The 20654-nt window shown below is 71.1% G+C and carries 17 protein-coding genes; 11 read left to right on the top strand and 6 right to left on the bottom strand.

Annotated features, from left to right (window positions below; all coding sequences use genetic code 11):
- The first annotated feature begins 100 nt into the window (after nt 1-100).
- The 6 genes from OTB20_RS22585 (at nt 101) to OTB20_RS22560 (ending at nt 5481) form a co-directional block, all read left to right on the top strand.
- On the top strand, nt 101-1285 hold the full coding sequence (locus OTB20_RS22585) for a pyridoxal phosphate-dependent aminotransferase (protein WP_267820069.1): 1185 nt from the start codon (nt 101-103) through the stop codon (nt 1283-1285).
- Nucleotides 1275-1787 carry a DUF6190 family protein gene (locus OTB20_RS22580; protein ID WP_267820067.1) on the top strand — a complete coding sequence of 171 codons (513 nt, stop codon included), beginning with the start codon at nt 1275-1277 and terminating at the stop codon, nt 1785-1787. Before OTB20_RS22585 ends, OTB20_RS22580 begins: the two co-directional genes overlap by 11 nt.
- A 10-nt stretch (nt 1788-1797) precedes the next feature.
- Nucleotides 1798-2577: a dihydrodipicolinate synthase family protein gene (locus OTB20_RS22575; RefSeq protein WP_267820065.1), complete on the top strand. Its 780-nt coding sequence runs from the start codon at nt 1798-1800 to the stop codon at nt 2575-2577.
- A complete protein-coding gene (locus tag OTB20_RS22570; RefSeq protein ID WP_267820064.1) occupies nt 2571-3410 on the top strand; it encodes an iron-containing redox enzyme family protein in 840 nt (279 codons plus the stop codon). Before OTB20_RS22575 ends, OTB20_RS22570 begins: the two co-directional genes overlap by 7 nt.
- Nucleotides 3407-4720: a methyltransferase domain-containing protein gene (locus OTB20_RS22565; protein ID WP_267820063.1), complete on the top strand. Its 1314-nt coding sequence runs from the start codon at nt 3407-3409 to the stop codon at nt 4718-4720. Before OTB20_RS22570 ends, OTB20_RS22565 begins: the two co-directional genes overlap by 4 nt.
- A 77-nt stretch (nt 4721-4797) precedes the next feature.
- On the top strand, nt 4798-5481 hold the full coding sequence (locus tag OTB20_RS22560; protein WP_267820118.1) for a DsbA family oxidoreductase: 684 nt from the start codon (nt 4798-4800) through the stop codon (nt 5479-5481).
- Between the two features lie 55 nt (nt 5482-5536).
- Here OTB20_RS22560 and OTB20_RS22555 read toward each other — a convergent pair whose 3' ends face one another.
- The 3 genes from OTB20_RS22555 to OTB20_RS22545 all read right to left on the bottom strand — a co-directional run bounded on the left by OTB20_RS22555 (nt 5537) and on the right by OTB20_RS22545 (nt 9430).
- Entirely contained in the window at nt 5537-6433 is an 897-nt protein-coding gene (locus OTB20_RS22555) for a geranyl diphosphate 2-C-methyltransferase (protein WP_267820061.1), read from the bottom strand.
- A 14-nt stretch (nt 6434-6447) separates the two neighbouring features.
- Nucleotides 6448-7758, bottom strand: coding sequence for a family 2 encapsulin nanocompartment cargo protein terpene cyclase (locus OTB20_RS22550; protein WP_267820059.1), 1311 nt, complete (start codon nt 7756-7758; stop codon nt 6448-6450).
- A 259-nt stretch (nt 7759-8017) separates the two neighbouring features.
- Complete coding sequence (locus OTB20_RS22545; protein ID WP_267820057.1) at nt 8018-9430, bottom strand: family 2B encapsulin nanocompartment shell protein; 1413 nt, start codon at nt 9428-9430, stop codon at nt 8018-8020.
- Nucleotides 9431-9904: 474 nt separating this feature from the next.
- Between OTB20_RS22545 and OTB20_RS22540 the strand changes: the two genes are divergently transcribed.
- From OTB20_RS22540 to xdhC, 5 genes are all read left to right on the top strand, one after another.
- A complete protein-coding gene (locus OTB20_RS22540) occupies nt 9905-10123 on the top strand; it encodes a hypothetical protein (RefSeq protein ID WP_267820055.1) in 219 nt (72 codons plus the stop codon).
- 3 nt (nt 10124-10126) lie between these two features.
- The gene (locus tag OTB20_RS22535; protein ID WP_267820054.1) at nt 10127-11440 is read left to right on the top strand and encodes a cytochrome P450; all 1314 of its coding nucleotides are present in this window, start codon (nt 10127-10129) and stop codon (nt 11438-11440) included.
- A gap of 453 nt (nt 11441-11893) precedes the next feature.
- Nucleotides 11894-13387 carry a xanthine dehydrogenase small subunit gene (locus OTB20_RS22530; protein WP_267820052.1) on the top strand — a complete coding sequence of 498 codons (1494 nt, stop codon included), beginning with the start codon at nt 11894-11896 and terminating at the stop codon, nt 13385-13387.
- A complete protein-coding gene (xdhB, locus tag OTB20_RS22525) occupies nt 13384-15786 on the top strand; it encodes a xanthine dehydrogenase molybdopterin binding subunit (protein WP_267820050.1) in 2403 nt (800 codons plus the stop codon). Before OTB20_RS22530 ends, xdhB begins: the two co-directional genes overlap by 4 nt.
- Before the next feature lies 1 nt (nt 15787).
- Entirely contained in the window at nt 15788-16654 is an 867-nt protein-coding gene (gene xdhC, locus OTB20_RS22520; protein ID WP_267820116.1) for a xanthine dehydrogenase accessory protein XdhC, read from the top strand.
- Between the two features lie 108 nt (nt 16655-16762).
- On the opposite strand, the gene OTB20_RS22515 is transcribed toward xdhC, so the two are convergent.
- From OTB20_RS22515 to OTB20_RS22505, 3 genes are all read right to left on the bottom strand, one after another.
- On the bottom strand, nt 16763-17956 hold the full coding sequence (locus tag OTB20_RS22515; protein WP_267820048.1) for an MFS transporter: 1194 nt from the start codon (nt 17954-17956) through the stop codon (nt 16763-16765).
- Nucleotides 17957-18035: 79 nt separating this feature from the next.
- Nucleotides 18036-18530, bottom strand: a complete 495-nt coding sequence (locus OTB20_RS22510; protein WP_267820046.1) for a hypothetical protein — start codon at nt 18528-18530, stop codon at nt 18036-18038.
- A gap of 113 nt (nt 18531-18643) precedes the next feature.
- Nucleotides 18644-19837 carry a serine hydrolase domain-containing protein gene (locus OTB20_RS22505; RefSeq protein ID WP_420716462.1) on the bottom strand — a complete coding sequence of 398 codons (1194 nt, stop codon included), beginning with the start codon at nt 19835-19837 and terminating at the stop codon, nt 18644-18646.
- Nucleotides 19838-20654: the final 817 nt, after the last annotated feature.

The raw sequence follows: 20654 nt of genomic DNA, 5'->3' as shown, positions 1-20654 counted from the left end.
AGGGCGACCGCACCTCCGCTTCATCAGGTTCCGCGACCGTGACGCACCCGCACTCAGCGCGTACTCCCCCATGGCACGCACGTTCCTGATCGGAGGAAGCATGACCCCGCACACCAGCCCTGCCGTCCCGGACAACCAGCTCCTCGACCTGACCCAGCACGAGATCCAGGCCCTGCGCACCAGGTTCAACCTCGCCGACGCCCACACCCACCAGCAGCAGTCGAACAGCCAGCGCGAGATCGTCGCCCGGCTGCCCGAGCTCTGGTACGAGGCGGAGCGCGGCCTGCAGGCGACGGCCGAGGAACGTTTCATCGAGGCCTTCTTCACCCTGCACCGCCAGCCCACGGCCCTGGCCAAGAACAAGACCCTGCTGTCGTACGCCGCCTCCATCTCGACGATGGTCGCCGGCATGTACCTCAAGCAGCAGCGCAAGTCGGTCACGCTGGTCGAGCCCTGTTTCGACAACCTCTACGACGTCCTGAACAACATGGGCGTGCCGATGTACCCGATCGACGAGTCGGCGCTCCACGACCCGGACCGGATCTACTCCGAGCTCAAGCGCCGGGTCCGCACCGACGCCCTGTTCCTCGTCGACCCCAACAACCCCACCGGCTTCACCCTGCTCCAGCACGGCCGCAAGGGATTCGAAGAGGTGGTCCGCTTCTGCAAGGACCACAACAAGCTGCTGGTCATCGACTTCTGCTTCGCCTCGTTCACGCTCTACGACGAGAAGCTCGCCCGCTTCGACATCTACGAGCTCCTCGAGAGCTCCGGCATCTCGTACCTGGCCATCGAGGACACGGGCAAGACCTGGCCCGTCCAGGACGCCAAGGCCGCCATGATCACGGCCAGCGACGACATCCGCGAGGACGTCTACAACCTGCACACCAGCGTGCTGCTCAACGTCTCGCCCTTCGTGCTCAACATGCTGACCCAGTACGTCGAGGACTCCACTCGCGACCAGCTCGGCTCCGTGCGCGAGGTCCTCACCCAGAACCGCGAGGCGATACGCAAGGCGATCGACGGCACGGTCCTGGAGTACCAGGAGCCCGTCGCCGGCGTGAGCGTCGCCTGGGCGCACATCAACCACCCCGAGCTGACGGCGAGCGAACTGCAGCGGCTGCTGGCCGAGGCCGAGGTGTACGTCCTGCCGGGACGCTTCTTCTACTGGAGCCAGCCCGACCGCGGCGAGGCCTTCGTCCGGTTCGCCCTGGCCCGTGACCCGCAGGTGTTCGCCGACGCCATGGCCCGGATGCGCGAGGTGCTCGACCGCCATGCCGTCTGACACGCACGTCCGTGACGAGTACGCCGACGCCGCGCTCTTCCTCGGCATGAACAGCGAGGACGAGGACGTACGCCGCGCCTGCAAGGCCTTCTTCGTGGACCGGCTCGACGGCCGGATCGTCATGAGCCTGGAGCAGGTGGGCCGCTGCGACGACATCATCTGGGGCTTCTCCCGCGAACTCCAGGACGCCTACTACCCGTTCATGGACAACCTGCACACCGTCATGAACATCCGCCGCCTCGGCTACGAAGAGGCCGACGTCCTGCGCGCCGCCGACTCGGAACTGCCCCGGTCCCTGCCGGTGCACGAGCGGCTGCTGCTCGGCATGGTCGTCGGCCGCAAGGGCCTGCTGCACACGGCCAGCCCGCGCCTCGCGGCCACGACCGGGTTCGCGTTACGCCCCGTGGCCGGCGCCGACGGGCCGGAAGCGCGCTTCCCGGAGCCGCTGGAAGGCCTCTACCAGCAGTCCCTCGCCCTGCGCGTGCCGGCCGAAGCCCTGTGACGGAGGACCGATGATCACCGGAATGACCACCGCGCTCGTCACCCCGGTCGACGCGGCGGGAGAGGTCGACGAGAAGAGCATGGCCCGCCTGATCGCCTCCGTACGGCCCTACGCGGACGCGTTGCTGCCGGCGCTGAGCACCGGCGAGGGCGGTTCCCTGTCGGACAGGCAGTGGCAGGACACCGTGGCCGCCGCCGTCCGGTACGCCGACGGCCTGCCGGTCCTCGCCGGGATCCTGCGGCCCACCACGGCCGAGGCCGTCGCCCGCGCCCGCGGCGCGGGCGCACTCGGCGCGGCCGCGGTCGTGGTCACCACCCCGTACGGGCCGGACGTGACCCAGGAGGAGATGTACCGCCACTTCGAGGCCGTGGCCGGGGCCGGACTGCCCGTGGTCGTCTACCACGAGTCCGCCGTCTCCGGGAACGGCCTCGAACTCGGCACCCTGCTGCGCGTCTGCGCGCTGCCGGGAGTGGCCGGGGTCAAGGACTCCGCCGGGGATCCCTGGTTCACCCGCGCGCTGATCGCCGCCGGCCCCGGCGTACCCGTCGTCCAGGGGCTCGAACACCTCCTGCTGGAGTCCGGACCCGTCGACGGCTGGGTCGTCGCGCTCGGCAACGTCGAACCGGAGCTCTGCAAGGCCCTGTTGACCGACCGCGGCGAGGACCGGGCGGCGCAGCTGCGTGCCGCGTACGAACGGTACGGCCTGGACCGGGACGACTGGTACCGCTCGCTGAAGACCGAACTGCTACGGCGCGCCGTGATCGAGACCGACCGGGAGGTCCCGTGCTGAACGTGACACCGAAGCCCACCGACAGCCCGCACAAGACACTGTTCATCCTCAACCGCACCCTCCAGAGGTCCACGGTCCTCGCCCGGATCGAGGAGCTGGAGGCAGCCTGGATCGAGCCCCTCGTCGCCGGCCTCGAAGACCGGACGCCGCCGCTCGCCGGCCGCGCCGACTGGAAGGACCGGCTCGGCGAACTACTGGCCCTCGAACGCGCGGGCAGCCCGGCCGGAAGCTATCTCGCCGAGAAGGCAACCAGGGATCAATTCGCGCACGTGGTACAGGAGTTCGCACTCGACGGACTGACCGAGGCGCAGAACTTCTTCCCGGCGATACCCCGGCTCCCCATGCGCGCGCAGATGGCCCTGATGCGGGTGCTCATCGACGAGTTCGGCTGCGGCAACCTCCAGCAGACCCACTCCCGGCTCTACCTCGACCTGCTCGCCGAGCTGGGCCTCCCCCAGGAGCTGGAGAGCTTCCTCGACACCACCGGCGACGAGACGTACGAGTTCCTCAACGTCTTCTACTGGCTCACCCAGCGCGCCGGACACGTCGAGTACTTCCTCGGCGCACTCGCCTACCTGGAGGCGAGCATCCCGGACGCCTTCGCCGTGCAGGCCCGTGCCTGCGCCCGCCTCGGCCTCGTGCAGGGCAGGTACTACACCGAGCACCTGCACATCGACACCTTCCACATGCGGGAGATGCAGACCGCGATCAAGGAGTACGAGGCGGAGCGCGGACTCGACGCGACGAAGCTCTGGACCGGGGCGCAGTTGGTGTCCCAGCTGATCGGCGGCGCCTTCGACGCCGCCGTCGAGCGCGCACGGGAGGTGGCATGAGCGACGCCGTGCTGGAGGAACTGCCGGGCGACCGGGTGCGGGTCCGCGTGTCCGGCCGGGAGTTCGTGATCGACGCCGCCTGTACGCACCGGCTCGGCCGTCTCGTGCACGGGCACGTCAATCCGCGTACCCTGCGCATCACTTGCCCGCTGCACAGCACCAGCTTCGACCTCACCACCGGCTGTCCGGTGGCCGGCCCGTCGGCCCAGCCGCTGACGGTGCACCACACGGGCGCGCTCGGGCAGGTGTACGAGCCGCAGGACGTGTGGCTGCCGGCCTCCGAGCGCCTCCTCGAGTGGGACGACGGCTTCCACGACCTCATGCTGGGCGACCGGCTGCGCATGACGGCGTACAAGGCGGCCGTCACCGAGGCGGTACGGCCCGGGGCCACCGTCCTCGATCTGGGCACCGGTACCGGCATCCTGGCCCAGTGGGCGCTGGAGGCGGGGGCGGCCCGGGTCTACGGCATCGACCTCAACGAGAAGATCCTGGAGACCGCGACGCGGCGGCTCACCGAGGCCGGGTTCGGGGACCGCTTCCATCCGCTGCGCGGGTTCTCCTTCGACATCGAGCTGCCCGAGCGGGTGGACCTGATCATCTCCGAGATCATGGGCAACCTCGCCGACAACGAGAACTGCGTCGCGATCCTCGACGACGCCCGCACCCGCTTCCTGCGACCGGGCGGCGCCATGCTCCCGGCGGCCGTGGAGAGCTATCTCGTACCGGTCACCGCGGAAGCGGCCCACGGCCGGGTGCGCGACGGGGCGCCGCAGGACGCCGGGACCCCGGCGGAGTTCGCCGAGCTGCTGAAGGGGCGCGGGGCCCGGGACGCCTTCGACCTCTACTACGACGCGATCATCCCGGTGGACGGCCAGCTCGCCGCTCCGCGGCTCGTGCGCCGGTACGCCTTCGAGGGGACGCACGGCGCGCACGAGACCTCGTACGAGGTTCCGCTCGTCTACACCGTCCAGCGGGAGGGGCTGTTCACCGGCTTCAAGGGATACTTCGTGGCCACCCTCTCGGACACCGTGGCCCTGGACATCTCCGGTGACGAGGTCTCGCCCGGCGACCCTCGGGCCCGTACGACCTCGGACAGCTGGAAGCACGCCTACCTGCCGGTCCGGGACGCCGTGCCGGTGCGGCCCGGCGACCGGATCGCGCTCACCTTCTCCAGGCGGCACCCGGCGGACACCGGATCCGGGTCCTTCGGGCAGGTCTACGGCTGGGAGGGCTCGGTCGTCTCCGGGGACACCACCGTGGCCCGGTTCTCGCACAGCACCCGGCCCGACCAGGAAGGCCAGACCACGTGACCACGACGACCAGTACGGGCACGACGACCGCTACGACCGCTACGACCACGACGGGCACCCGGCTCACGGATCCGCGGCTGCCCGCGGCGCCCGACACGATCAGTGTCTACACCGATCTGAACTGCTCCTTCGCGCACGTGGCCGTGCACCGGCTGCACGAGACCCGGCGGAAGCTGGGTCTGGAGGGCCGGATCTGGTTCGATTTCCGGGCGTTCCCCCTGGAGCTGTTCAACCGGGAGGTCAATGCCCGCCCCGGCGTCGACTCCGAGATCTCGGTGCTCGGTGCGATCGAACCGGAGGCCGGCTGGCGGCTCTGGCAGGGGCCCGACTGGACCTACCCGGTCACCACCCTGCCCGCGCTCGAAGCGGTGCACGCCGCCAAGTCCCAGTCCCTGGAGGCCAGCGAGCGGCTCGACCGCGCGCTGCGCCGGGCCTTCTGGGCCGAGGGCCGCTGCATCTCGATGCGTCACGTCATCCTGGACGTGGCGGCCGCGACGGGCGCGGTCGAGGTGGACGAGCTCGCCGACGCCCTGGACACGGGCTCGGCGAGGGCCGCCGTGACGGCCCAGTACGAGTCGGCGCGCGAGGGCCGGGTCAACTGCAGCCCGCACGTATTCCTTTACGACGGCACCGACATGGCCAACCCCGGCATCGAGGCGCACTGGGTGAACGGCGACTTCGGGGAGGGCTTCCCGGTGATCGACCGGGACCGCCCGGAGGTGTACGAGGAACTCCTCGCGCACGCCGCCCGGCTCCTCTGAGGCCTCGCCCGGTGCCGGGCCCGCCGGCTGACCGACCCGGCACCGGCGCCGTCCGTCAGACGCGGTCGGCCGCGATCAGGACGTACTGGAAGGAGCCGTCCTTGTAGGAATTGATGAACGCCTCCTCGATGCCGGTGACCAGCGAGGACGTGGCCCGCAGCTCCCAGTAGGGCAGGGTCGCGGGCGTCAGGTCGATGACCGCCTGCGGCACGAGGCGGTTGTCGGCCATGGAGCGCAGGTACTCCCGGCGGGAGTGGATGTTGCACTCGAAGTGCGCGTTGATCTGGGAGACCCACTTCGAGGGCTGGCCGTAACGCGGGTTCCAGCAGCCGGTGATGGTCACGTACCGGCCGCCGACCTCCAGGACGCGGGAGTGCTCGGCGAAGAGGTCGTCGAGGTCCACGTACATGCTCGACTCGTTGTTCCACGAGGCCGCGGCCTGCCCGGTCTCCAGGGGCGTGCCGAGCATGTTGCAGACGCGGGCCCGGACGTGGTCGTCGATACCGAGCTCGCGGGCACGCTGATTGCCGAAGTCTGCCTGCTTGGCGGACAGGGTGACACCCTCCACCTTGCAGCCGAAGCGCTGGTGGGCCATGACCATCGAGCCGCCGCGGCCGCACCCGGCGTCCAGGAGCGTGTCCTCCCGGCCGATGGGTCCGAGGTGGTCCAGGAGGAGTTCGGCCTGCGCCGACTCCAGCCGGTGGAGCTCGGCGACCAGCTTCTTCTCGTACGCGCTGTCGTCGGTGTCGCCGAGGGCGGAGTGGTCGACGTCGCCGATGCCGTAGTGGTGGTGGTAGAGGCCGTCGACGTCGCCGAGGCGCAGGTTCACGGGCCTGGCTTCGTTGTTCCAGTAGCGGGCGATGTCTCCCTGGTAGGGGGTCGCCGGCCCGGGGATGATCACGGAGGCGGGGGTGGTGCCGTTGGTATTGGTGGTGAGATCAGTACTGGTCACTGATAGGTCCGTCCTTACCAGAAGTCGGGCAGGCTGTAGCGATAGGTATTGGTCTGGTGCCAGTAGTGGTTGCCGTCGACCCATACGGCGACTCCCCGCAGGAAGCGCAGCACGGTCGGCACGGGGCAGGCGGCGGCCAGGGCGGCGGCCTCTGCCTCGAAGGCGTGCATGAGGTCGTTGTGGACCTCGACCGCCTTCAGGTAGGCCTCCCTGTCGGAGGTCCGCTCCCGCTCGGCGATCACCACGGGAAGGTTCATGTGCCGCCCGGGGGCGGCGAGTTCCTTGGTGTACGAGTACAGGTCGTTCACGATGGTGGTGGCGTTGCCGGCGAGCGCGATGACCCGTTGCATCTGCGCCTGGGCGTGCAGATCGGCCGGCAGCTCGTACCCGCCGACGGTGTCGGTGATGGTGGGGCAGGGGCGGAAGTTGTTGAACTGCCGCATCGCCAGGTACTCCCACACCTCGGGGACGTACTCCGTCTGCGTCCAGGCCGCCTCCGCCAGGTACCCCAGGTGCAGCCGGGCCATGTCGTGCCGGTAGCGGTCCGCCTGGGAGGGACTGGCCTGCCGGAGGAAGTACTCCATGGCGGAGCTGTAGGCGCGCCGGGGCGCGTCCGACTGGAGCGAGCCGGCCCACTCGGGCTCGTACTCCTTCGTCGTGTGGAGCGGGTCGAGCGCGGTGTGGGCCAGCAGGAGGCGTCCGCCGAGGCCGATGGGCGAGCCCCCGTGGTCCTCGCAGTAGCAGTCGTCGAGCGCGTTCTCGGCGACCATCAGCCGGGTGGCGACCATCAGGTGCTCGACGGTGGGAGCGTCCGGGTGACAGGCGACCATGTAGCGCCCGACATGGAAGCCGTCGAACTGGTTCTCCCAGTCGTCGGGGAACAGGTCGACCTCGTCCACCGCCCATGCCTTGATGCGGCGGCCGACCTCCTCCACGCGCACCGGGTCGGGCTCCGCCACGGGGTGGTGGTAGAGGCCCGGGACCGGAGTGCCGACCGCCGGTGCCCCGGGCTCCGCGGCCTCCGGAGCCGTGGGGGGATCCTCGCGGCGGGCCAGGTGCAGGCCGTGCGTGCCCAGACCGCTGGGTCCGCGCAGCAGCCGTTGCAGGGCGGCGCTCGGGACGGGACTAGGCGCGGATGGTGCCGGCGGGAGCGACAGGCCGGGCAGCGCGGGTGGGGCCGCCGGGAGCGACAGGCCGGGCAGTGCGGGCAGGACCGGCAGGCCGCCGGAGGCCTGGGCCAGAGCGCTGCCGAGGACATGGGCCCCGAACTGGGCCGCCGCGCCGGGCAGGCTCGACTGCAGAGGGGAGAGCCCGGGCTCGGGCATCCGTAACTCCTTGGTGGGGTGGATGGGCTGTCCCGGATCCCGGGCACGCCCGGCCGGCCGGGGGGCCTGGCTGTGGCCGGGCGGCCCGGCGGCGGGTGGGGTCGTCTCTTTCGGATCTTGTCGGGCGGACCCGTGATGTCCGGTGCCGTATGGGCGCGTTGTCGGGGCGCCCTCGTACTGGACGTACTCGGGTGCCCGGGCAGCGCGGCCAGGTGCGATGCCGGGCGCCGCGGGCCCGGCGGGATCCGAAAGGGGCGGCCTAGCCGCTCCTGCGGGCGATCTGCACGTTCTCCAGGACGCCGAGCGCGTCGGGCACCAGGATGGCGGCGGAGTAGTAGGTGGTGACCAGGTAGGAGATGATCGACTTCTCGTCGATGCCCATGAAGCGGACCGACAGGCCCGGCTCGTACTCCTCGGGGAGGCCTGTCTGGCGCAGTCCGATGACACCCTGGTTGTCCTCGCCGGTACGCATGGCGAGGATCGAGCTGGTGTTCTCCTTGGTGATGGGGATCTTGTTGCAGGGCAGGATCGGGACCCCGCGCCAGGCCGGGACCTGCTGTCCGCCGACGTCCACGTGGTCCGGGTAGAGCCCGCGGGCGTTCATCTCGCGCCCGATCGCCGCGATCGTGCGGGGGTGGGCGAGGAAGAACTTGGTACCGCGCCGGCGGCAGAGCAGCTCGTCCATGTCGTCCGGGGTGGGCGGGCCGGAGTGGGTCTGGATCCGCTGCTTGAAGGCGGCGTTGTGGAGCAGGCCGAAGTCGCGGTTGTTGACCAGCTCGTGCTCCTGGCGCTCGCGCAGCGCCTGGATGGTGAGCCTGAGTTGCTCCTCGGTCTGGTTCATCGGGCCGTTGTAGAGGTCGGCGACCCGTGTGTGGATCCGCAGAACCGTCTGGGCGATGGAGAGTTCGTACTCGCGTGGGTTCTGTTCGTAGTCGACGAAGGTGCCGGGGAGGTCCGCCTCGCCGGTGTGGCCGGCCGACATCGCGATCTCGGCCTCGCCGTGCTTGTTCTGCCGCTGCAGGGGCAGCGCGCTGAACTGCTCGATGTGCGCCTGGAGATGAGGCGCCGAGGACAGGATGCCGGCGAAGTCCGCGCGGGAGAGCGTGAGCAGGGTGCCGGGCGTCTCGGCGGTGGCGGTGTAGTCCCATCGGGCATCGGCGTCCAGCAGGGCGTTCTCGCCGAAGTGGTCGCCGTCCGCGAGTACCGCGACGGCGATCTCGTCGCCGTACTTGCCCGCGGAGGTCTGACTGATCCGGCCGTGGGCGATCAAGTGGATCTGCTCGGCGGGAGCACCCCGCTCGACCAGCACCTCGCCGGCCCGGAAGTCGCGCTGGACGCAGCGGCCGGCGATCGCCGTCAGCACTTCCTCGTCGTCGAAGCCGCGCAGCAGGGCCAGTTCGCCGAGCTCGCGCGGGATCACCTGGACACGGGCACCGTCCTGGACGAACTCGATGCTTCCGTCGCCGACGGTGTAGGTCAGCCGGCGGTTCACCCGGTAGGCACCGCCCTTGGTCTCCACCCAGGGGAGCATCCGCAGCAGCCAGCGGGAGGTGATCTCCTGCATCTGCGGGGCGGACTTGGTCGTGGTGGCGAGGTTGCGGGCGGCCGACGTGCCCAGGCTGGACTGCTTGGGCGGATCCAGCTGTGCTTCCGGGCTGGTGTCAACGGTCATCGGTCGAGCTCTCCTTCATCAGCGGGAACAGGAGGGCGAACGTCTGCCTGGCGTCCGTCCAGATCCCGGGGAACCGTAACTGCGGAGATCCACGCCAAACCCTGAAAAAACGATGCCGTTGCTTCCTTCTGGTGATCCTGTGACGCATGGGGTTTGTTTGGCGAAACGACGGTTTTCAGCCGGGGCCGGCTCCCCCGGGAGCGCACATCGGCCAGGACCGCCTGCGGGCTTCTCGGCCGGACCAGGCGGCAGAGCCGCACCACTCCAGGCGTTTACCGGGCACAAGCCCCTGCTCGCCGATCGCGGTGTTCGGCGAGCAGGGGCTCCGTCATTGGCCGGGCATTGTGCCAGAGGCGGGTGGGGCGGTCATGTCACGTGTTCCCGTGGGGTGCCACCGGGGTCTCCGGGATGGCGCAATGAGGGCAACGAACAGGGCGGACCCGCCGCCCCTCACCCCGGAAAAGGAGGACAGCCATGGCTGCCCTGATCCCCCTGCGCAAGTCGCTCCTCATCGCCGTCTCCGCCGTCGCCGCGCTCCTCGGCACCGGCTCGGCCTTCGCCTCGACGGGCTCCGCCCACCTGGCCAACGATCCCTCCGGAGCGAAAGTCCAACGCAGCAGTCCGGTGAAGAGCGCACTCGGCGGCCAGGGCAATGACACCGCGTATTACTACTACCACGTACAGGGACGTTGATCCGTGCTGTCGACCCGCGTGCCGCCCGGCCCCACCGGGGCCGGGCGGCACGGCAACAGGCGAGCTTTCGAGCGTGACCACCTCGGATTCCTGCTCGAACAGCAGCGGTACGGCGACCTGGTCCGCTTCGACGACGACCTGTACCTCGTGAACTCGCCCGTCCTCGCCGAGGAAGTGCTCAAGCACACCAACACCACCTACACCATCTCCAGGGACCTGCTGGGCGAACCGGCCGACGGCAGCCGCGCCTCCGAAGACCTGGCCCTGTGGATGCGGGCCCGCGCCCTGACGGGACGCGGCCTGAACCGGCCCAGCATGCGCGCCGTCGAGGACCGCCTCGCGGCGACCGTCGCCCGCCACGCGGAAAGCTGGCACACCCGCGGCAGGATCGAGGCGATCCCCGCACTGGAGGACCTCACCGCCCACCTCATCGCGGAGTTCTGTCTCGGGCCCGACACGGGCACGGTCCCCGACCTCCTCGCCCGCCTGCAGGACACGCTGCTGCCCCCCGCCCTGCCTCTGCCCACCCGCTGGCAGGCGCTGCGCAGGCAGCGCCTGCGCCGGGCCGGCCGCGACCTCGCCGACGAGGTCTCCGCCCTGATGCGCCGACGGCGCGCCACCCGGCAGGACGACTCCCCGCCCGCGGTCGCCGACCTCCTCGACACCGCCTGCGAGGAAGGCGCCATCACTCGCGAAGGCGCGACCAGCGTGATCGTCGCCAACCTGTTCGCCGCCCACGAGACCACGGCCGCCGCGCTCGCCTGGCTGCTCCTGCTCCTCGACCGGCATCCGCCGGTCCACGGACGGGTACGCGAGGAGGCCGACCGGGAACTCGCGGACCGGCTCCCCACCGCGGCCGATGTGCCACGGCTGGCCGTGACCGGGGCCGTCGTGAAGGAGACCTTGCGCCTCTACCCCCCGCTCTGGCTCATCCAGCGAACCGTGGAAGAACCCACCGAACTCGCCGGCTACCCGCTCCGGCGCGGCCAGCGGGTCGGCGTCAGCCCCTTCGTCCTCCAGCGCGACCCCCACCACTACCACCAGCCCGCCACCTTCGACCCGGACCGCTGGATGGAGCGCCCCGCCACCCCGCTGCCCAAGTACGCTTTCATGCCCTTCGGCGGCGGACCGCGCAACTGCCTCGGCACGCACTTCGCCACCACGGCCATGACCATCACCGCCGCGGCCCTCACCCGCGACTACCGGATCACCCAGGCCCCCGGCACCACGACGACCTTCGACACCCGCACCATCCTCCAGCCCCACGGACTCACCCTCGAGGTCGCCGCCCGCCCCCGGCCGTCCGGTCCCCGATGACCGGCCCGACCCCGGAACTCCGCGGGTCGGCGACTGGTTCCGCATACGAACGGGCGCACCGTGAGGTCTCCGGCCTTCGTGGAATCGACCAACACCTGCTTGACCGATCAACCGTCGGCACGTAACTTCGACCGCACCAACTCGTGAGCCCCCTGGAAGGAGACGAAGCCGGATGTCGACCATCTCCGTACCGCTTCGCCTCGCGCACCAGACCGCCTGGGCTCCGGGTCGTGTAGCGCACGGCTGCTGACCAGCCCTCTTCCCGGCGTGCCCGATCGCGGCCCCGGAACCTTTCCAGTACCTGTGTCACCACCTCTGTCACCACTTACGGCACCTCTCCGCGTGCCGATTTGTCGCGCTCCGGGTTATTGAGCTGCGACCCCTGAACGAGAAAGCTCCTGAAATGGCGACTAGGACTGTCCGATCGACCGCGCCCCGGAACGGGGACGCGCCGTGGTAGCGGCGCGGATCACGGTCAACGGGAAAGAGACACCGATCTCACCGGCCGCAGCCCACACCACGGTGCTGGATTTCCTGCGCGACCGCGGCCTCACCGGCACGAAGGAGGGCTGCGCCGAGGGTGAATGCGGCGCCTGCTCGGTCCTCGTGGCCCGGCCCGGGGTGAACAAGCCCACCGACTGGGTGGCGGTCAACGCCTGCCTGGTTCCGGCCGCGGCGCTCGACGGCCAGGAGGTCGTCACCTCCGAAGGCCTCGCCACCGTCGACGCATCCGGCGCACCGACCGCGTTGCACCCCGTACAGGAGGAGATGGCCGTCCGCGGCGGCTCCCAATGCGGTTACTGCACACCGGGGTTCATCTGCAGCATGGCCTCCGAGTACTACCGGCCCGACCGCTGCGCGCACTCGGCCGACGCCCCCGACGCCGCTTCCGAGTCCGAGTCCGGCTCCGGCTCCGGCTCCGAGCACGGTCCGAACGGTTTCGACCTGCACGCGCTGAGCGGAAACCTGTGCCGCTGCACCGGATACCGCCCGATCCGCGATGCCGCGTTCGCCGTCGGTTCGCCCCCCGAGGACGACGTCCTGGCGCGGCGCCGCGAGCAGTCACCGCCCGAGGCGGCCGCCACCGAATACGCCCAGGACGGCAGCGCGTTCCTGCGGCCGGGCACCCTGGCGGAAACGGTGCGGCTGCTGCGCGAGCGGCCCGAGGCGGTGGTGGTCGCGGGCAGCACCGACTGGGGTGTCGAGGTGAACATCCGCTCCCGTCGGGCGAGTTGCGTGGTCGCGGTCGACCGGCTGCCCGAACTGCGGGAGCTGCGCGTCGAATCCGGTCACATCGAGATCGGGGCGGCGCAGACGCTCACCGAGATCGAACGCCGCCTCGACGGCAGCGTCCCGCTCCTGGCCGAGCTGTTCCCGCAGTTCGCGTCCCGGCTCATCCGCAACAGCGCGACCCTCGGCGGCAACCTGGGTACCGGCTCCCCCATCGGTGACAGCCCCCCGGTGCTGCTCGCGCTGGAGGCCTCACTGCTGCTGGCCGACGCCGACGGCGAGCGCCAGGTCCCCCTGGCCGACTACTTCACCGGCTACCGGCAGAGCGTGCGCCGTCCCGGCGAGCTGATCCGCGCGGTGCGCATCCCGCTGCCGCTGTCGCCGGTCACGGCCTTCCACAAGATCGCCAAGCGGCGCTTCGACGACATCTCCAGCGTGGCGGTCGCCTTCGCGCTCGACATCGAGGACGGGACCGTCCGCAAGGCACGCATCGGCCTGGGCGGCGTGGCCGCCACCCCGATTCGCGCCCTCACCACCGAGGCGGCCCTGGAGGGCAGGGCGTGGACGGCGCAGACCGTCGAGGCCGCGGCCCGGGTCCTGCGGGCCGAGGGCACGCCGATGGACGACCACCGTGCCAGCGCCGGCTACCGCTCCGCGATGCTCGGCCAGAGCCTGCTCAAGCTGTACGCACAGACCACCGAGGCGGTGTCGTCATGAGCCATTTGTCCGAGCGTCCCGAAAAGCCCGTCGTCGGAATCTCGATGCCGCACGAGAGTGCCGGTCTGCACGTCACCGGCGCGGCGCTCTACACCGACGACCTGGTCCACCGCACCAAGGACGTACTGCACGCCTACCCCGTCCAGGTCATGAAGGCCCACGGCAGGATCACGGCGCTGCGCACCGAGCCCGCGCTCGCCGTGCCCGGTGTGGTCCGCGTACTGACGGGGGCCGACGTACCCGGCGTCAACGACGCCGGGATGAAGCACGACGAGCCGCTGTTCCCCGACACGGTCATGTTCCATGGCCACGCGGTCGCCTGGGTACTGGGCGAGAGCCTGGAGGCGGCCCGGCTCGGTGCGGCGGCCGTCGAGGTGGAACTCGACGAAGAGCCCTCCGTGATCACACTGCGGGAAGCGATCGAGACCGAGAGCTTCCACGGCGCCCGGCCCCTGATGGTGACCGGTGACGTCGACGCCGGCTTCGCCGACTCCGCGCACGTGTTCACCGGTGAGTTCCAGTTCTCCGATCAGGAACACTTCTATCTCGAAACGCACGCCGCGCTCGCCCTCGTCGACGAGAACGGGCAGATGTTCGTCCAGAGCAGCACCCAGCATCCCTCGGAGACGCAGGAGATCGTCGCGCACGTACTCGGCCTGCACAGCCACGAGGTGACCGTGCAATGTCTGCGGATGGGTGGCGGCTTCGGCGGCAAGGAGATGCAGCCGCACGGGTTCGCGGCCGTCGCCGCGCTCGGCGCCCGGCTCACCGGCCGGCCGGTCCGGGTGCGGCTCAACCGGACCCAGGACCTGACCATGTCCGGCAAGCGCCACGGTTTCCACGCCACGTGGAAGATCGGCTTCGACACCGAGGGGCGCATCCAGGCCCTGGACGCCACCTTGACCGCCGACGGCGGCTGGAGCCTGGACCTGTCCGAGCCCGTGGTGGCCCGCGCCCTGTGTCACATCGACAACACCTACTGGATTCCCAACGCACGGGTCGCCGGGCGCATCGCCAAGACCAACAAGGTCTCCAACACGGCCTTCCGCGGCTTCGGCGGACCGCAGGGCATGCTGGTGATCGAGGACGTCATGGGCCGGTGCGCGCCGCTGCTCGGCCTGGATCCGATGGAGCTGCGCGAGCGCAACTTCTACCGGCAGGGCCACTCGACCCCGTACGGACAGCCGGTCCCCCACCCCGAACGCATCTCCGTCATCTGGCGGCAGGTTCAGGAAGACGCCGCGATCGCCGAGCGCAAGCGGGAGATCGCGGCCTTCAACGCCTCGCACCCCGACACCAAGCGGGCCCTCGCGCTCACCGGGATCAAGTTCGGGATCTCCTTCAACCTCACCGCCTTCAACCAGGCCGGTGCGCTGGTGCTGGTCTACAAGGACGGCTCCGTCCTGATCAACCACGGCGGCACCGAGATGGGGCAGGGCCTGCACACCAAGATGCTGCAGGTGGCCGCGACCACGCTGGGCATCCCGATGCACAAGGTACGGCTGGCCCCGACGCGTACCGACAAGGTGCCCAACACCTCCGCCACCGCCGCCAGTGCCGGGGCGGACCTCAACGGCGCGGCGGTGAAGAACGCCTGCGAGCAGATCCGCGAACGGCTGCTCCAGGTGGCCGGCACCCAGCTGGGTACGAACGCTTCGGACGTGCGCATCGTCGAGGGAGTCGCGCGCGCCTTCGGCAGCGACAAGGAACTGGCCTGGGACGACCTGGTGCGCACCGCGTACTTCCAGCGGGTCCAGCTGTCGGCGGCCGGTTTCTACCGGACCGAGGGGCTGCACTGGGACGCGAAGGCGTTCCACGGCTCGCCGTTCAAGTACTTCTCCTACGGCGCCGCCGCGACCGAGGTGGAGGTGGACGGTTTCACCGGTGCGTACCGCATCCGGCGGGTGGACATCGTCCACGATGTCGGCGACAGCCTCTCCCCGATGATCGACATCGGTCAGGTCGAGGGCGGTTTCGTGCAGGGCGCGGGCTGGCTGACGCTCGAGGACATGCGCTGGGACTCCGGCGACGGGCCGAACCGCGGCCGCCTGTTGACCCAGGCCGCGAGCACGTACAAGCTGCCGAGCTTCTCGGAGATGCCCGAGGAATTCAACGTCAGGCTGCTGGAGAACGCCACCGAGGAGGGCGCGGTCTACGGGTCCAAGGCGGTCGGTGAACCCCCGTTGATGCTGGCCTTCTCGGTGCGGGAGGCATTGCGGCAGGCTGCCGCGGAGTTCGGGCCCGCCGGGATCAGCGTGGAACTCGCCTCGCCTGCCACGCCGGAGGCGGTGTACTGGGCGATCGAAGGAGTCCGCGAGGCCGGCGCCCGGTACGGAGGGCACGCGTCCGACGCCGGCGGGGTCGTCCCCGCGGACGCAAGCGCTTTGAGCAATGTCTGACATGGGCTGGATGGCCGCGGTCGCGCGGTTGCGAGCGCGCCGGGAACCCGGTGTGCTCGTGACCGTCGCGACCGTGCGCGGCCACGCGCCCCGCCGGGCCGGTGCCAAACTCGTCGTGGGCCCGACCGGAACCTGGGGTTCGATCGGCGGCGGCAACATCGAGGCCGTCGCCATCGACCGGGCGCGCGAGCTGAACGGCGCGGCCGATCCGGAGCCGGAGCTCATGGAGTTCGCCCTGAACGACAAGGTCACCGGCCGGCACGGCGTGCAGTGCTGCGGCGGAGCCGTCACCGTGCTGCTCGAACCGCTGCCGGTGGTCCAGGCGGTGGCCGTCTTCGGCGTCGGGCACGTCGGGCTGGAACTGGCGCGCATCCTGGCGCGCCACGACCTCGACCTGCACCTGGTCGACTCCCGCCCCGACATGCTCACCGACGAGCGGCTCGGCGTGCTTGTCGATGCGGTGGCGCAGGTCCACGTGCACCACACTCCCCTGCTTCCGGAGGCGGTGCTCGGGGAGCTGCCGCCCGGCACCCACGTCCTGATCATGACCCACGACCACGCCGAGGACGCCGCGCTGTGCGACGCCGCCCTGCGTACCGCCGGTCTCGGCTCGATCGGTCTGATCGGCTCCTCCGCGAAGTGGTCGCGGTTCCGGCAGCGGCTGGCCACCGAGGGCGGTCACGACGCAGCCGCCATCGACCGGATCACGACCCCGATCGGCCTGACCGGGATCACGGGCAAGGAGCCCGCCACGATCGCGGTGAGCGTCGCGGCGGACCTGCTCCGCACCTTCGAGCAGGACCGCCCTTGGGCGGTCCCGAACACCATTGCCGAGGTGGCGTACCCGACGGCCGCCGGCAGCGCGTGAGACCCGGCGGGCACCCGGCCCGGACGGCCGGGTCGGCGCCACCGGTCCGGCGCCCCCGCCCGCCGGTGGCCCGCTCCGCCGGTGGCCCGCTCCGCCGGGCTCGCCCGCTCAGTTCCCGCAGGCCCGTGCCGGGCGCCTGAGCAGGTAGGCGGCCGCGGCCAGGACGAGCACCGCCATGCACGCGATGAACACCAGCCCCGCACCCTCCAGCCCGAGGTGGCCCTCCAGCAGGCCCACCCCGATCACCGGCACCGAGATGCCCACGTACGCCACCAGGAACAGCGTGGAGATCACGGCCGCCCGCTGGTCCGCGGGTGAGGCATCGGCCACCGCGGACAGCGCCCCGCGAAACGTCAGCCCCTGCCCGAGACCGCCGACCAGGGCGCTCAGCACCACCAGCGCCAGCAGGTCCCACCGCAGCCCGCCGGCGAGCAGCGCCAGGCCGGCGAAGAGCACGGCGCACCCCAACGGCAGCGAGCGCCCCGCCCCGACCCGGCCGGCCGCCAGCTGCCCGGCGATCGACGCGAAGAAGGCCAGCGCGACGACCAGGCCGCTCACGGCGCGGTTGTGCACGCCCAGGGACTGCGCGAGGAACGCCGGGCTGACGGACGTGAACACTCCGAAGAGGGCGAACCCCACGAACGAGGCGATCGCCGCGGGCCCGAACACCGCCCGCACCTGCCGGGGCAGACCGGGCCGCTGCGGTCGTACGGTGCTCAGCCGACGCCGCTCACGCACTGTCTCCGAAAGCAGCAGCACGACGACGGCCGCGCCGGCCACCAGCGCGAGGTGCACCGCGAACGGCAGGTACAGCGGCCAGGAGGCGTACTGCGCGAGCAGCCCGGCGAGCAGCGGACCGCAGCCGAGCCCGCCCATGTTGGCGGCCGTCGCGACGAACGTGGCCCGCGAGGCGCCTCCGGGCGGGGCCAGCTCCATCACGTAGGCCGTGGCGGCTCCGGTGAACAGGCCCGCGGACAGGCCCGACAACAGTCGTCCCGCGTACAGCCAGGTCATCCCGTCGGCGCACAGGAAGCAGACGGCGCTCGCCGCCGAGAACCCGAGCCCCGCCAGCAGCACCGGACGCCGGCCCACGGCGTCGGAGGCGTTGCCGGCCAGCAGCAGCACACCGATGACCCCGAAGGCGTACACGGCGTACACCACGGTCACCATCAGTTCGGAGAAGCCGAACTTCTGCTGGTAGAGGCCGTAGAGGGGAGTCGGCAGCGTGGTGCCGGCCATGCACACGGCGAACACCGCTGCTACGAGCGAACACTGGCGCCACCCTTGTCGATCACCGTCCATGCCGCCGACGGTAACCCGTGGGACGCCCGGGGGCCCGGAACGGGCGATCACTCGGCTGACGGGGCCCCGGCCGCCCGCGTCAGTACACGAGCTTGTAGGTCACGTCCTTGGGGACCGGGTCCGGTGCGGTGTCGGTGTAGAGGACGCGGATCGTGGTGAAGCGCCGGACGTCGGGGTGCTCGGGCCAGACCTGCGGATTGCCCAGGGTCACCGTGACCGGGTAGGCGCGGAACCGGCCGGCCGCGCAGTACGGGCGGCAGTCGTTCACCATGTCGGTGCCGGTGGCCGTCGCGGTGCTCGAACCCCAGGTCTCCCAGCGGAGGTCGACGAGACGGTTGTTCCCGTCTCCACAGGCCAGGAGGTACTCCCCCGGGCGCATGTGGGCCTGCGAGGAGCAGTCGACGACCACGACCGGATCCTGTGGAGCCGGAATCCGGGCCGAGGCCGTTCCACCGGTCTGCGCGGAGGCCGGGATCACGGCGGCCGCCATCGCCGCCGCCGTGCACAGCAGGGTGGCCGCCCGCACCCTGCGCCGGGATGCGTGTGCGGGGCGGCCACCTGATGAAACGTTCACGGAAGACCTTTCTCGACCCTCTGCCCGCAGCCGGCACCGCCGCGGTATTCCCAGCTTCCCCCATCGGTGTGAACCGCGCACCTGCGGGAAACCGGCCCGGGCGACCGCCGGTATCACTTGTGCAGCAGGGCGCAGACGAAGTCCTCCTGGACGTCCCGGACCTGTGCGAGCAGGTCGGGGTTGTTGGTGAGGGAGGTCTGCGTGGTGATCGAGAAGGTCAGCGAGCGCCGGCCGTCCGCCGTGGCCGCCGCCAGCTGCGTATAGCCGGCCGTGTTGCCGGTGTGGCCGTACACGGCTCCGCAGCGCGTGGTGTAGCGGTAGATCGCCAGGCCCGCTTCGGTGCGGCCGGGCCCGGGGGGCTGGGACAGGGCGCCGGGGATGAAGGTGAACTGCTGGCGTCGGGTGCGCTCCGAGATGAGGGCGCCGCCCGCGTAGCCCCGGATGAAGGCGGTCAGGTCCTTCGGGGTCGAGACGATGCCCCCGGCCGCCCAGGCTCCCGAGGCGCCCACGGCCTCGCTGACGTCGACGGGCCCCTCCTGCGGGTCGATCTGGTAGCCGTGGAGGAAGGGCGTGGGCAGCCGGTATCCCTGGGGCAGGCTCGTGGCGCCCATGCCCAGCGGCTCGTAGACGAGCTCGCGCAGCAGCGTCTCGTACCGGCGTCCGGTGGCGGCCTCGGCCATGAGGGCGACGGCGATGTTGTCGGAGTTGGAGTACTGGTAGCGGCTGCCCGGCCGGAATGCGAGGCCCTCGTCGGCCACGAAGTCCAGCAGACGCCGGGAATCGAAGCGGTGGCGGGGGTCCGCGGAGACGATCTCGAGAAATCCCGGGGAGGCCGAGTAGTCGGGCAATCCGCTGGTGTGATTGAGGAGTTGCCGCAGCGTCACCCGATGCCACGCGGCCGGCTGTCCGGGCAGCACCTCGCCCACCGTGTCGTCCAGGTGCAGCCGCCCTCGGTCTACGAGACCCAGGGCCACCGCTCCCGTGAAGGCCTTGGCGACACTGGCGATCCGCATGTGGTCCGTCGCCCTGGGCGGCCGGCCGTTCTCCACGTCGGCCACGCCCGCCCGGTAGGTCTGGGTACGGTCGCCGTCGCGCAGGACGGCGATGACCCCGGGGGGACCGTCGGGCCTCTCCACCAGCTCCCGCAGCTCCTGGTGGAGGTCGGCGCCGGGCGGCGGATTTCGGCCCGCACCGGCCTGCGCGGGCTGCACGGAGACCGCGAGCAGGGCGCCGCACACGGCGGTGGCGGCAGCCAGGCGCAGCGACGGACGGGACCGGCCGAAGTGGCCGTACGGACGTCGGGACACGGAGGTACCTCCCGGGAAGACGGAACGCGGTGGCCCACGATGGCAGGAGCCCTACCGGTGCCGGCGGCGACGCGGCCGCGCACCCCCGAGCCGTGGCCCATCCGGCCCTGGCGGTGGCGGATGGGGCCGGATGGGCCAGGGGGCTGCCGTCCGCCGTGGAGTAGAGGCAGCTCAGCGAGCCGAACCCGCCGCCGTTGTGCCCGTACAGGACCACGGTGGAGCCGTCCGAGCAGGTGATCGTGCGGCGGGTGAGCCCGAGACCGCAGTCGGCCTGGACGGCCTTCCAGGGGCGGCCGGCGTACCAGTAGCCGGGCGTGGCCTTGTCTCCCGAACTGACCGTGCTGATGGCCGGGTTGACGATGCACTCGGGCCCGGCCCGGGCCGGGTCGCAGGGCACGCCGGGGAGTGCGGAGCCGGGAGCTCCGGCCCCGGTGGGGTTCAGGTCGGTCATCATCTGCGCGAGCTGCGCCGGGGGCAGGGGCCGGATGACCCGGCGGGTGATCTCGTCGGCCCACGGCTGTCCGGTGCGTGCCGCACGTGTGGTGTTGGTGGTGCTTGTCCTGGGTATGCCCCTCATCGCTCTCCCCCATGTCGCCGCAGCCGGGCGCAGCCGCCCGGGAGCGGGGAAACTACGCAGGTCGAGCCGACAAAGGGAGGGTCGCGGGCGAGCTCGGCGCATGCCCTGACGGTCGCAGTGCCCGGTGGCGTCGCGTCGGATTAGAGTTGTGAGGATCGCACTTTCGAATTCCGGTCCCGGTTCCGTGATGCCCCTTCCGCGCAGAGGGTGGCAGCGGGTACGGCCCGGTGCTTGCGGCTC

It is taken from the genome of Streptomyces sp. H27-H1 (assembly GCF_026627445.1).
GTDB lineage: Bacteria > Actinomycetota > Actinomycetes > Streptomycetales > Streptomycetaceae > Streptomyces.
Note: the sequence above shows the minus strand (reverse complement) of the source record. Positions and strands in the feature narration are given on the sequence as shown.